Below are 13,121 nucleotides of genomic sequence, written 5' to 3'. Positions count from 1 at the left end.
GGGTAGCGAATGTGTCCACATGCGGCGCAAAATGTTTGGCCGCAGGGTGTTTTTCCTTGTCATCTGTTAGACATAATTCAATTGTATAGTATTACAGCAATATAATACTATAACGTGTTTTGGGAGCTCGATGTTGAAAATTGAGAATGGATAGAAAAAACACAAAATCGAATTCGAATCGATTTGGTCCGCCGCAGACGGAGTACGAATCGCAAGAGAAAACGGGGAGACTGTAATGCATCTCCCCGTTTTCTCTTCCATCGTATAACCGGCTAATACTCGTACGCGTCGATATCGGCGATGCCGCCTGGCCGCGCCTTGCCGTCCAATCGTCGACAACGCTGGAAGACGAAAGATTATTTCCGGCATCGATAGCCTCCGTGCCTGTTTTCAAGTAGAAATCGCCGGAAGACGCATTGGCAAACAGGGTCCGACAGCTGTACCGTACAGTCAAGTTCGACTGGCTGAGACCCGCTCCAGAGAGTAAAGATTTCCCATCCGCCATGACAATTTGTTGACAAAATTGCTTCCTGACAGCGCCGTATTCGTGTAAATGATGCCGGCCAACTTTCACCGTATTCACGTCGCTCTTGCCGCCTTGATGCGAACCCCGTACGTGTAGCCCCGTATCACCGGAGCCGTTATTTTGAAATACGATGAATTGTCGATGTTCGGCAATCCATGTATTATAATGTTGCCCCTCCCCGTGCGGATCCCTGTCAGCAAAGAGAATCCTTCCTTGCGGGAAAGGACTATCCCGACTCCGACCAAGCTCGTATCGTCAAGAATGACGGTGGGCAGAAGGAAGCGATCATCGAACAAGTCCTTCAAACTCGACGGAATTGCCGGATTCGAACAGCAACTCCTCCACATGCGCGACAGCCATGCCAATAATCAAGGTGTCTCTAGCGTTTTGCTCAGCATAAAGAGGAAGCCGCCCTTCGCGATCCGCGGCGTTCCCGTGATCATAACCAACACGCCGTCTCCATAAGCCAGAACGATTTGCTTCTCAGTTCCACCCCAGTCATAAATGACGCCGATCCGGTCAACCTTCGCTAAGGTATCCAGCAGCTTGGCACTAGGAACGAAGAAGCCTTCTGTAGCAGCTTCTATCGCAAAGTCGAAATTGCCGTCGCTCATCAGCCGACAGCGAATCGGACGAGAGGGGATGTCCACAATAAGCTGCGGATTCTTTAGCATACCGAGGTGCGCCATCAGACGGTAGGCGCCATCACGGTAGTGTTTCTCCTCCTCCGGGCGAATGCGTCGGCCGCCGAAGCATTCGGTATACAGCCATGGAACGCCGAGCTCTGTAGCTGACGATACTGTACGGCCGGGGGCGATTGCCGGCGGGTGCCCCAGACGACCTCCATGCCGAACGCTTCTGCAGCCGCGCGGCTGCGTCTGCCTACTTCGTCGTCGTCGTTGTGATAGTAGCCAACCAACTCGGGAACTGCGTAATTCGTCCCTCCGCTGTGCAGATCGAGCAGGAAGTCGGCGTGCCGGATTAGCTTCTCCTGAATATGCCAGGCGAGCCGCTGTGTGATTGTACCGTTCGGGTCGCCCGGGAACTCACGAGCGAGGTTGCATCCGTCCTCAGGCGTGGTACGCGAAACACCGTCATAAGACAGCATGTAGGCGATAGGCACGAGAACAAGCGCACCGCGAATGTCGGTAGGCTGCAAAGCGAGGAACAGCCGGATTATCGTTTCCACGCCTTCGTACTCGTCGCCGTGCACGGCAGCTATGATCAACAGCGTCGGACCGGGCTCTGTACTTTTGATTACATTGACAGGAAGCGTTGAGATAGTCGTCCCCGGTCCTGTGTAGCGCAGAGAAAAGCTTGATTTCGTTCCTGCCTGCACCGCATTCAGGTTGAATCTGTCGATATCGATAATCGTCGTCATGGGGAGCTCCTTTCTTGTCACACGATGCTGCGGGGGTTGACGCCTTGCGCGAATTCCGCTGCTGCGTTTGCGATTGCGCCGCCGCCGCGTATAACCGGGCACAGGTGACCGGGCAGCAGTTTATCCACCTCATAGTGGGACAGAAGCTGCACGGATGCGGCCAGATCGGCGATCGAGAAGTCGATTGTTCGTAAGGAAGCGATCTGGCCACCCGCAAAGACGGTGTCGCCGCTGAACAGCGCCTTCAGCTCCGGGCACAATATAGCTCATCATGTCGCTGCTGTGTCCTGGCGTAGCGATCGCCTCCAGCGTCAAATCGCCGATTGTGATGTACTCGCCGTGGACGAGCCGTATGTCCACTTTACAAGCGTCCAGCCGGCAGTCCATGGGGTAGATGCCGGCAAGCCGACCGCCGAAAAGGCCGTTTGCTTCTTCATCGCCTGCTTCGATGATAGCGGCTGTCTCGGTCGACGCGGCAATCGCCGCCCCGGTCGCATGACGCCATTGGCTTGCGCCGCCGGCATGATCCTGATGCGCATGTGTCAGCAGCACGGTGGAGACGTTACCTGTGGCGAAACCGTCCCGCGCTAGCTCGGCGAGCGACGCGAGTACACCATAGCCGGTCCCACAATCAATGACTGCCTGTGCTGTGTCGCGGTCGAGCAGGTAGACATTGCAGTCAAGCTCGTGACTCGCGTTCATGCAGAGTAATCCGCTGCCCAGCGTATGGATTTACTCGCTCAGCCTCATAGTTGTTCCGGCTCCAGTAGCACAGGCTTCTGTTCGGTATACGAACGGACGATCGCATCGGCCACCTTAACGACGCGCAATGCATCCTGCGCAGGTAAGATCGGTGACGACGATCGGCCATCCCGCACGCAGTCAATGAAATGCTCCAACTCGGAATAAAGCGAACCCTGCAGCTTGCCGTGAATATTGTTCAGGGTGTATAAACTAGGGATTTCATGCCGATCTTCCGTGCTCATGACGAATGCACTGTCCGGATGCCCCATGCTCAGCTGGCCGCTATCGCCCATAATGTGAGTCGTTTGATCCTGCCCGGCGGGCCAGGCATTCGGCGTCATCCAATTGCTGTCGATCACGGCCACTACTCCGTTCTGAAAGGTCAACATTGCCAATACCATATCTTCGCCTACATCGGAAGAGGATGATTTGGCGTACACCTCTATCGGAAGCTCCCGCATGTACCACAAAATCTGATCGATATCGTGAATGCCGAGTGTGTATATGGCAGGCGTCCGTTTGTAAATGTGAAAAAATTGCCGGCCGTCGCTGCGCCGTGCATAGATCGAGCGGATACGGCCGATCTTGCCGGCGTCGATCGCTTGCTTCAACTGCAAGTTGCGCGGGTCGAAGCGGGTTGCATGGCCAACCACCAGCAGCGTATTGCGCTGGGCAGCCGCTGTGACCATACGCTCGGCATCGGCCAGATCGGTCGCCAGTGGTTTCTCGACGAATACGGCTAAGCCGGCATCAATACCAGCCATGACCGCATCATAATGGAGCGGTTCAGGCGTCAATACGATGAGCGCGTCGAGCTGCTCATTGCGCAGCATCTCCAGCGGGTCGGTATATGCCTTAGAGCCGAACTGCTGCGCTGTTTCCTGCGCGGCCTCTGCTCTGACGTCGCAAACTGCCGCTACGCTAACGCCTGGTATTTGTCGGTAGCATTGTAGATGCAACTGGGCGAACCGTCCCAGTCCGACGATGCCCAATTTAATTTCTTTCATCTCATAGTCCTCCCCCTCAATTTGGCGATCATATCCGAATTACATCTCATTGGCTGATATAATAGGCACGTGGGCATGTTCCGTCATCACTTTGGTCCGATGTACATCCTTGTACCCGGCGCCGCTAATAATGACAACCACCGTATCGTTGCCGCTGATTCGGCCTTCCTGCAGCGCTTGTACAGCGCCGGCCAGTCCAATCGCGCCGGCGGGCTCGCAGAATATGCCTTCTTCAACGGCAAGCAGCTCCTGCCAATGCCAAGTGGCCTCGTCCTGTAGTGCGGTGCCGAATCCGCCGCTCTCGCGGAGTGCAGAGAACACAAGATCAGCATCCGGCGGGTTGGGCACCTGAATGCCTGAAATCAGCGACGTCGAGTCGCCCGGAACAGGCTTATTCAAGCCTTGCTCCCAGCCGCGCACGAGATTGGCGCAGCCTGACGACTGGCAAGCCGCGATCTTCGGCAGGCGGGAAGCTTGCCCACTCACCAGCATGTCGCTGAATCCGCTGTGAATACCAGCGAGCAAACCGCCGCCGCCGACGGGGACGAATACCGCGTCAGGCGTTCCGAGCTCCTCTTGTATTTCGAAGGAGATCGTTTTGACCGCTTCCATTGCTTGGGGCGCGTATGCGAATGCCGTGATAACCGCTTCCCAGTTGTTCGCTGCGGCCTTGGTTCGCACGTTCTCAAACACTTGCTGCCCGACCTGTGAATTAAAGCCCATTCCTTCCACCTTATACACATGCGCGTGGTGGACAAGAATTTGCTCCAGTTTCGACTGGATGATATTTTCCTGAACGTACACATGATAGGGCAGACCGGCTCGTGCCGCGTATGCGGCAACCGACGCTCCGGCGTTGCCGGAGGTCGTGCCGATACAGGCGGTTTTACCTTGCTCACGAGCTAGCGACAATGCTAACGCGGAGATGCGGTCCTTGTAGGAGCCGGTCGGATTAAGCGACTCCAACTTGAAATATAAGTTCGGTAGACCGAGCTTCTCTCCGATACGCCAGCTGCGCACGAGCGGTACTCGCCCTTCTCCCAGCGTGACGAGATGCTGCTCAGAAACATGCGGCAGACGCTCCGCGTACAACCAAATGCCCGATCCGCGATTATTCATGCTCATAACCTTTGCACTCCGCTACGTAACGTTCGATCGTTGCCGTAATCCGGTCGACCGCTTCCATATGCTGCGGCCAAAGTGGCTCGATCGGCAACCTCGGAGCGCCGATATCAATACCACGACGACGAATGATTTCTTTCAACGCAGCATAGATTGGTACTGACAGCATATCGCTGATGATTTCGTTCACGCGGAACTGCCAACGCGCGGCCTCTTCGATGTTATCTGCTTGGTAGCAGCTCTCGATTTTCACGAAGAGCTCAGGCATAGCGCCATATGTACCGCCAATACCACCACAAGCACCCATAACACGCCCGGCCAAGTATTGTTCGTCAGGACCGTTGAATACAGCGAAGTTGTCGCCGCCATGCCGCTTGAACTGCTGCAGCTCGTAGCTGCTGGCTGTCGTAATTTTCAAGCCGATAACTTGTTCGTGCTCGATCATTTGGTTAAATAACCCAAGGGTTAGGTTAAAGCCCGTAGCTACGGGAATGTGGTAGATAATGAACGGAAGCTTGGTCGCTTCAATCATCGCCAACCAGTGGTTCTTGACGCCTAGATCGGTAGGTTTATAGTAGAAGGGAGGGATGGAGGAGATGGCATCGGTACCATACTTCTCGGCATGAATGGCCAGCTCGACGCTTTCTTGCGTGGTGATCGCGCCGACGTGCGCAATGATCTGGATCTGCCCCTTATTCTCGGCAATGACCGCTTCTAGCACCTGCTTGCGCTCTGCCGTTGTCTGCAGCAGGCCTTCCCCTGTGCTGCCACCAACATACAGTCCCTGTATGCCCGAATTGATCAAGTAACGGACGAGCTTGGCGACTGCCCCCGTATCTATTGTCCCTTGTTTGTCGTAACACGACGGCATTGCGACGTAAACCCCTTTGAACATATCTGCATTAAACGTTGTCATTTGAATCGTCTCCTCTAATGTTAGAGTATGATCAACACACATATATATTATGGTATGACCAATTTTAACAGACTAAAAACACAAAAGAGCTCGCGTCCTTTCCTCCCTTAAAATGGAAGACACTGGAAAACCAACAAACTATACACACCTCCTGAGAGGAGAAAACCGTAACGATTCCCTTATTTTAACTTTCCAACCAACCCCCTGCCCTCGAAACTAGTATCAAAATTTGGACTATACGGCAGGTTTCTTACGTGTTGCCTCCAAAGCGTCCTTTCCTCAACAAAATCAAGTTTTCACAACTCAACTCCTTGACATACATGGTATGGTATTAACCATTAGCATTGTATTAAAACTTTTTGAAAATGCAAGCCAGAAATCCAAAATGAAAATTGAAGTAAATAAACATGTGGATAGAACGTCAAAATATTCAGACTTTAATACTCTGCGTAAAAGCAAAAAATTAAGGCAGGAAGTGAAAGTATCCATTTTTATCAAAATGTCGTGGTGATGCAATCTAGCTTTTTCACATAACAATCTAGTCACATTTTTAGCACAATTTGTCTATTGAAAAACGCTTTACAAAATATAAATTATTTAATGTATGACTAATTGGTATTACCAATCATTCTAACGCAAAGAAGTATGTCGGTCAATTGTTTTTGCGGTTCTGTTTTATCCCAAGAATGCTGTCGAAATAGCGGTAAATTATTCGATTTCCCATAGGCCATTGCCTCAAAAAGCCCATCAGGAGGTCACTCTACCAACGACTTCAATATCCCCAACAGCAAATGCGATATGCCGGATACCCAGGGTATTCGCAAAAGGACGGTGTATAAAATTTGATCATCTCTATCCATGCCTGACCACGTCTGGATTCTGCAATCCTGCACATAAATAAACGCACTTACGGATTGTTTGACTCGCATGTGGCCTATCATTTATATATTCAGCTCTTGAAATATCTTGTTTGCTATCTCCTGAATTTCTTCGGTAGTCGTATAAACATTAGGGTACTTCACTTGATCTTCTATATCATTTGAAAATCTTGCTGCACATCGAGATAATCTCTCAAAAAGTTCCTCTTCTTTCTGAGTTATTTCGTCAAACTCCAAATCATGGGCATAAGTAATGTGAAACTCATTACAAAAGGAATCAATTTCTATCTCTCCGTTTTTATATTGTGATAGCAACCAAAATAATCTTTCTTTTGGACAACGTTCTTTCATACTGCACCTCCATTACTTGCTGATTTTAGACAACGGACCTCGAGCGTCTCGAAAATACTCAAAATGATAAACTGTATTTAATGCTTTGTCGTACAGCACCTCTAAATTATAAGCTTTATCATTCTTATACATAACAGTATAATACATTTTCGCAGCACTGCCCTGAGGATCAGCCAACTTCTCACCATATTTTATAGCAGATTGCAGCGTTTGAACTGGCACAAATCTCATTTCCTCCGAATGAATCTGACATCTGATTGCGATTTCCATTCTCATCCAAAGAATAAGCAATTCTATTGCCATCTGGATAAGTAACCTGGGATTGTTCACCCGTCCCAAGAATATAGCTATAACTAGTTGTTCCGGTCTCATCTTGCATACTTATTCTTCGCCCTACCTGATCGTATTGGAAACTAATTTTTTCCGTTGGGAACCCTGTTACTTCTTTAGAAAGCAGCTCATTTTTTGAAGAATAGGTGTATTTGAACTTTACCCCTTTCTTGTGCACTAGCCTATCCAGATTGTTATTTTTGTCATAAACATACTTTTCAAATCCGTAGGTAGTTGTTGGTTCCTTGCCATCCGCTGCGGTTTTAACTAATCCAAGTGCACTGTAAGTAAAACAGTTTAATTGTACAGTTTCACCATTCTTAATCTCTTTTCGATTTAATACTTGTCCCTTTTTATCATCCCTGAATAGGAAATACGAATACTATAAAAACAATTAGTCTACTCACCCACACTTCCCATTTCCCCAAAAAATCATTAAAATAAATAGGATCACCTTTTCATTCAACAGCTCCACCCACTCTGTTACAAGAAAGGAATTTACATAATGATCATTAAACCGAGAACACGCGGATTTATTTGTACAACGGCTCATCCGGAGGGCTGTGCCAGCCAGGTTCGAGAGCAGATCGAATACGTGAAGGGTCAGCCCGCTTTGAGCGGATTCAAAAATGTGCTCGTACTCGGCGCGTCCACCGGCTACGGGCTTTCATCCCGCATTGTTGCAGCCTTCGGCGCCGGTGCCAATACGATTGGCGTATACCGCCAGGGCGCAGCCTCCGGCAACCGGACAGCAACTGCCGGCTGGTACAACTCGGCGGCCTTTGAGAAGGCGGCGCAGGACGCCGGCCTGAAATCCTTCAGCGTCACCGGCGATGCTTTTGCCGATGAGACGAAGGCCAGAACCATCGACGTTATTCGCGCAGAGCTGGGACAAGTTGACCTGGTGGTCTACAGTGTCGCCTCGGCAAGACGGATTCACCCGACAACGGGCGAGGTTTTCAATTCCACCCTGAAGCCGATCGGCAAGCCTTACACGAACAAGACGGTTAATTTCCACAACGGAGAGGTCAGTTCCATCACGATTGACCCTGCCACTCAGGAAGATATCGACAATACGGTTGCCGTCATGGGCGGCGAGGACTGGCAGATGTGGATCGACGCGCTGCTGGAAGCCGGCGTGCTTGCCGATGGCGCGACAACTGTCGCTTATTCCTACATCGGGCCTGAACTGACCCAGGCGGTTTACCGCGAAGGCACCATCGGCCGGGCCAAAGACGATCTGGAAGCAACCGGCCAGCGTCTGAACAAGCAGCTTGGGGAGAAAGGCGGACAAGCATATGTATCCGTGTGCAAGGCGCTGGTCACTCAGTCAAGCTCTGCGATTCCAGTCGTGCCGTTGTATATTTCCGCTCTCTACAAGGTCATGAAGGAAAAAGGAATCCACGAAGGAACCATCGAGCAGACCTACCGCTTGTTCTCTGACCGGCTCTACAATCCCAAAGGCACGGAGCTCGATGAAGCCGGACGTATCCGCATCGATGATTGGGAAATGCGCGATGATGTGCAAGCTGAAGTGGCCAAGCTCTGGGAAGAGCTGACTACGGATAATATTTACGATCTGTCGGATCTCAAAGGCTACCGCAAGGAATTTTTCCAGTTGTTCGGCTTTGAGTCGGAAGGCGTTGATTACGAGGCTGATGTTTCGGCTGAGGTCGATGTACCGAATCTGCGATAAGCAGCCACGTTTCTTTTTCATCAGGAGGAGGGCTCCCGGATCATTCCGGGAGCCCTCACTTTGCCCCTGTATCAAACGTTTCACCGCATCTACCGTCAAGCGGGAGATTAGTCAATTGTTGGGGCTTCGTTTTAGGAAAACAAGGAAAAGTGCTTTTGAAAAATTCGTAAAAGCTCTGCAATATTATCTAATAAAATGATGAATAAAGGGGAATTCCATTATGAAAACCGTAATAGCGACGGGTTATCGTCATACCGTCGGTCTTAAATCGGACGGCACGGTGAAGGCCGTGGGTGATAATAAATATGGCCAATGTGATGTAAGCAACTGGCGTGATATGGTGGCGGTTGCAGCGGGTAATGCTCATACGGGTAATGCTCATACAATTGGCCTTAAATCGGACGGCACGGTGGCGGCCGTGGGTTGGAATAAGCATGACCAATGCGATGTAAGCGGCTGGAACGGTATGGTGGCGGTTGCAGCGGGTTGGCGTCGTACCGTCGGGATTAGAGCGGACGGCACAGTGGTGGCTGTGGGCCGAAATAATGAAGGCCAATGCAATGTAAACAGCTGGCGTGATGTGGTGGCGGTTGCGGCCGGTGACTGGCATACGGTCGGGCTTAAAGTGGATGGCTCGGTGACGATTGTGGGTAATAATCGGTATGGCCAATGCAACGTAAGCGCATGGCGTGACATAGTGGCGGTTGCGGCGGGTTACCTTCATACCGTCGGTCTTAAATCGGACGGCACAGTGATGGCTGTGGGACGAAATAAAGAAGGACAATGCAATGTAAGCGCCTGGCGCGATATGGTGGCAATAGCGGCGGGTAGTAATCATACCATAGGCCTTAAATCGGACGGTACTGTGGCGGCTGTAGGCAGGAATGAGCATGGCCAATGCAATATAAGTGGCTGGCGCGATATTGTGGCAGTTGCGGCGGGTTGCGCTCATACCGTCGGTCTTCAATCGGATGGCACAGTGGTGGCTGTGGGGCGAAATAATGAAGGCCAATGCGATGTAAGCGTCTGGAGCGGCATCCAATTACCCGGCTACTATTAGCTTTCAATATGAATCATACCTATAATAATGAAAGCCATGCGCCGATTTCGCTCGCATGGCTTCAGAATATGTTGACTTACAGCTGTACCTTCTTCCCTGTCCGTGCACTCTCAACAGCCCCGAATACCATTGCGACGCTCTTGATGTTATCCAGACAGTCCGTCTCCGCAGGGCGGCCCTGCTCCAGGGCATGGAACATTTCGTCGAGACAGCCCCAGTGTCCTTCGCGTCCTTCCCACGTATCAGCGGCGTCGATTTGCTGCATCGGCAGAATGAATTCCGGTCCTTTGCTGGTATCAACAGCCTCGGCGATCGGCAGACTTGCGCCATCCCATTTGGCCGATCCTTTACTGCCGGTCACCCGCCAATCAGCCTCCCACGACGTGCTCAGTCCCTCCGCACACCACGAGCCGCGGTAGCTGAATACGGAACCGTCGCTCATCTCGAAAATACAGATAGCCGACGCGTTTCCTTTGTACCAGGATCCCGGGGGATTGTATTCATGGCAGTACACCGATACCGGATCAGCGCCAATGATGAAACGTGCCTGGTCGAAGGTATGGATCGCCATATCAATAATGAGTGGACTGTCCATGGCATCCCGGAAGCCTCCGAAATGCGGTCCCAGAAAGAAATCCGCATGGATTGAGCCGATTTGTCCGATAGCGCCGGAACCGACCAGATCTCGGAACGAACGAATCTGCTTCAGATAGCGGCGGTTCTGCATCACCGCATAACGTTTGCCCGTCTGCGTGCTGGTGCGGACGATTTCTTCGGCATCCGCATAGGATTCCGCCATCGGCTTCTCGCCAAACACATTACAGCCCGCTTCCATCGCAGTGGTGACGATCTGTTTATGGCTGGCCGGAATGGTCACATCGAACACAAGATTGGCATCCGTTGCCGCCAAGGCCTGGGACAACTCGGTAAACGTCGGTACATCGAGCCCGCGTTTCTCCGCCATTTTCTTCGCGCTGTCTTCAAAGATATCGACAAGGCCGACAATTTCAGCATTCTCCCGCTGACCTACGTAATCCAGCCACGTATTGGACATACCGCCGCAGCCTGCTACGACTATTTTATGCTGTGACAATCCAAACACCCTCTCACTCTAATAGTCTCATTCAAGCCCGTCTGCTATTCAAAATTAAACCGGATTAGGAACAAAATCGCCGCCCCGGCATCTTTTCAGGTAGTTGAGCCCGTGCACCTGGCCCGTCATCTCCAGCTCATCGCGGTAGACCGGGTCATGCCAGCCTTCGATATCGATACTTCCTTCATAGCCGGCTTGACGTAAAATCGTGATAATGTCCGTCCAGTTGGTATCGCCGAAGCCCGGTGTCCGGTGCCAGACAAATTCCTTCGGTCCATGGATGCCGTATTCACGCACAATATCCCAGGCAATCGTCGCATCCTTGCCATGAACGTTAAAAATCTTGTCCACCCACTTGCGAAGCTGCGGAATGGGATCGATCAGGCTGACCATTTGGTGGCATGGCTCCCATTGCAGGCCGATATTGGCTGCCGGAACGGCATTAAACATCATTTCCCAGGCCGTTGGATTATGCGCAATATTCCAGTCCCCGCTTTGCCAGGTACCGCCCATATCGCAGTTCTCGAATGCCAGCTTCACGCCTTTGGCTTCCGCACGGCGCGCAAGCTCGCCGAACACCTCGCCGAAGCGCGGCAGCGATTCATCGATGGAGCCCGGCATCCGCCCGGTAAAGCCGGCGACCAGATCCGTGCCGAAGTCCCCGGCATGGTCGATGAGCCGTTCCCAGCTCGCTAATGTATCCTGATTATCTCCCGCTCCTGTGAGGACATTTCCAAATATACCCAGACTTGAGATAACAATATCATGCTCTGCCGTCAGTTCTTTTATCCGCTTGGAAAGCTCCTTCAAATCCACGCCCTGCGTTGTCTGCCAGAAGGTGAGCGAGAAGGATTCAAAGCAATGGGGAATAATTTGCGGAAGAACGCGCACCGCATCTCCACCGCCGACAAGTGTACCGATCCGAATTTGTTTCATTATGCCCTCCTAAGGTTTCACACCCGTGATCTGTCCTTATCTTACCGGACAGATAGCGATCAGGCTATGAATGAAATTGTGTTTCATTCATACAATCTTATGATCTTTAACCCCTTTCAACGTCGACAGCTTCGAAAATACCGATTATAATAAGAAAATTGTATGGTTCTTGTTTATTCGCACTTTCATATGAAGGAGACATCCGCAAATGACGGTCAGTCCCCATAAAGAGCATACCTGGATTCCCGATCAGACCTTTCCGATCAATGTTTTTTTTGTCAGTCGGATCGGCTTGCATTGGCATGACCATATCGAGTGGATTTTCGTCAAGGAAGGCAGAGCCCGCATTCAGATCGATGCCGATTTCGAAACGCTGCAGCAGGGAGAGCTGGCTTTTGTCAATTCCAGGCAGCTCCACAGCGCGGTTGATCTGGAACCCGGAACCGAGATGATCTGCATTGTGTTCAACGAAGCTTTGGTCCGGGGCAGCGGACTGGATATTACCGAGCATCATTATTTTCTGCCATATCTGAACCAGCACCTGAAATGGCCGGGAATGATCCGCAGGACCGATCCGCTCATGCAGAGCATGAACGAATCCTTCGCCAGGCTGGTTGACGAGTTCAAGGGTAAGCAGCCAGGTTATGAGCTCCTGGTAAAAGCCGAACTGCTGCGGATTTTCGGGCAATATTTTCGCTATGCGCAGCAATTTGAAGGACTGAAAGCACCTCGCCTCGCGAATGCCCCGGACTTCTCGGGCCTGCTCCAGACACTTCGCGAGCGGTACAATGAACCGATCAGTGTTGATGAGGCTGCCCGGATGGTCAACCTCAGCCCGAACTACTTCTGCAAGGTGTTCAAGCAGGTGACGGGCAAGACGCTCATCGAATATCTCCATCTGCTGCGGGTCCAGGAAGCTGAGCGGCTTCTGCTAGACACTGACGCTTCCGTGACTGAAATTGCCGATAAGGTCGGGTTTTCCAACATGACCTATTTTGGCCGGGTGTTCAAGAAGATCAAGGACAGCACGCCGTCCGATATCCGAAGAAGAAACTTAGCTGCACGCTAAAGTACACCATCC

General features: G+C 51.5%; 15 protein-coding genes. 3 read left to right on the top strand and 12 right to left on the bottom strand.

Annotation, left to right across the window (positions count from 1 at the left end):
* Positions 1-91: 91 nt before the first annotated feature.
* From IEY46_RS03330 to IEY46_RS03285, 10 genes are all read right to left on the bottom strand, one after another.
* Positions 92-583: a hypothetical protein gene (locus IEY46_RS03330; RefSeq protein WP_188989105.1), complete on the bottom strand. Its 492-nt coding sequence runs from the start codon at positions 581-583 to the stop codon at positions 92-94.
* On the bottom strand, positions 580-822 hold the full coding sequence (locus IEY46_RS03325) for a hypothetical protein (protein ID WP_229750036.1): 243 nt from the start codon (positions 820-822) through the stop codon (positions 580-582). Before IEY46_RS03325 ends, IEY46_RS03330 begins: the two co-directional genes overlap by 4 nt.
* 72 nt (positions 823-894) lie before the next feature.
* On the bottom strand, positions 895-1,200 hold the full coding sequence (locus IEY46_RS37200) for a hypothetical protein (protein WP_444544051.1): 306 nt from the start codon (positions 1,198-1,200) through the stop codon (positions 895-897).
* Between the two features lie 14 nt (positions 1,201-1,214).
* Entirely contained in the window at positions 1,215-1,928 is a 714-nt protein-coding gene (locus IEY46_RS36225; protein WP_444544050.1) for a succinylglutamate desuccinylase/aspartoacylase family protein, read from the bottom strand.
* A gap of 108 nt (positions 1,929-2,036) precedes the next feature.
* Positions 2,037-2,609 (bottom strand): MBL fold metallo-hydrolase, encoded by a 573-nt coding sequence (locus tag IEY46_RS03310; RefSeq protein ID WP_188989100.1) that lies wholly within the window; start codon positions 2,607-2,609, stop codon positions 2,037-2,039.
* A 44-nt stretch (positions 2,610-2,653) separates the two neighbouring features.
* Positions 2,654-3,658: a Gfo/Idh/MocA family protein gene (locus IEY46_RS03305; protein ID WP_188989097.1), complete on the bottom strand. Its 1,005-nt coding sequence runs from the start codon at positions 3,656-3,658 to the stop codon at positions 2,654-2,656.
* A gap of 39 nt (positions 3,659-3,697) precedes the next feature.
* On the bottom strand, positions 3,698-4,783 hold the full coding sequence (locus tag IEY46_RS03300; protein ID WP_188989096.1) for a pyridoxal-phosphate dependent enzyme: 1,086 nt from the start codon (positions 4,781-4,783) through the stop codon (positions 3,698-3,700).
* A complete protein-coding gene (locus IEY46_RS03295) occupies positions 4,770-5,675 on the bottom strand; it encodes a dihydrodipicolinate synthase family protein (RefSeq protein ID WP_268239495.1) in 906 nt (301 codons plus the stop codon). Before IEY46_RS03295 ends, IEY46_RS03300 begins: the two co-directional genes overlap by 14 nt.
* Positions 5,676-6,637: 962 nt before the next feature.
* Entirely contained in the window at positions 6,638-6,925 is a 288-nt protein-coding gene (locus IEY46_RS03290) for a magnesium and cobalt transport protein CorA (RefSeq protein WP_188989092.1), read from the bottom strand.
* A gap of 12 nt (positions 6,926-6,937) precedes the next feature.
* Positions 6,938-7,228, bottom strand: a complete 291-nt coding sequence (locus IEY46_RS03285) for a hypothetical protein (protein WP_188989090.1) — start codon at positions 7,226-7,228, stop codon at positions 6,938-6,940.
* A 532-nt stretch (positions 7,229-7,760) separates the two neighbouring features.
* Here IEY46_RS03285 and fabV point away from each other — a divergent pair.
* Both fabV and IEY46_RS03275 read left to right on the top strand, forming a co-directional pair.
* Entirely contained in the window at positions 7,761-8,951 is a 1,191-nt protein-coding gene (fabV, locus tag IEY46_RS03280; protein WP_188989088.1) for an enoyl-ACP reductase FabV, read from the top strand.
* Between the two features lie 220 nt (positions 8,952-9,171).
* Entirely contained in the window at positions 9,172-10,011 is an 840-nt protein-coding gene (locus IEY46_RS03275; RefSeq protein ID WP_188989086.1) for an RCC1 domain-containing protein, read from the top strand.
* Between the two features lie 76 nt (positions 10,012-10,087).
* Here IEY46_RS03275 and IEY46_RS03270 read toward each other — a convergent pair whose 3' ends face one another.
* Together IEY46_RS03270 and IEY46_RS03265 are read right to left on the bottom strand one after the other, a co-directional pair.
* Positions 10,088-11,104, bottom strand: coding sequence for a Gfo/Idh/MocA family protein (locus IEY46_RS03270; protein WP_188989084.1), 1,017 nt, complete (start codon positions 11,102-11,104; stop codon positions 10,088-10,090).
* 54 nt (positions 11,105-11,158) lie between these two features.
* Positions 11,159-12,040, bottom strand: a complete 882-nt coding sequence (locus tag IEY46_RS03265; protein ID WP_188989082.1) for a sugar phosphate isomerase/epimerase family protein — start codon at positions 12,038-12,040, stop codon at positions 11,159-11,161.
* Positions 12,041-12,248: 208 nt separating this feature from the next.
* On the opposite strand from IEY46_RS03265, the gene IEY46_RS03260 reads away from it, so the two are divergent.
* Positions 12,249-13,109 (top strand): helix-turn-helix domain-containing protein, encoded by an 861-nt coding sequence (locus tag IEY46_RS03260; RefSeq protein WP_188989080.1) that lies wholly within the window; start codon positions 12,249-12,251, stop codon positions 13,107-13,109.
* Positions 13,110-13,121: the final 12 nt, after the last annotated feature.

The organism is Paenibacillus nasutitermitis (assembly GCF_014641075.1).
GTDB classification, from domain to species: domain Bacteria; phylum Bacillota; class Bacilli; order Paenibacillales; family Paenibacillaceae; genus Paenibacillus_Z; species Paenibacillus_Z nasutitermitis.
The sequence above is the reverse complement of the archived record's forward strand: the minus strand, read 5'-3'. Positions and strand labels throughout refer to the sequence as shown.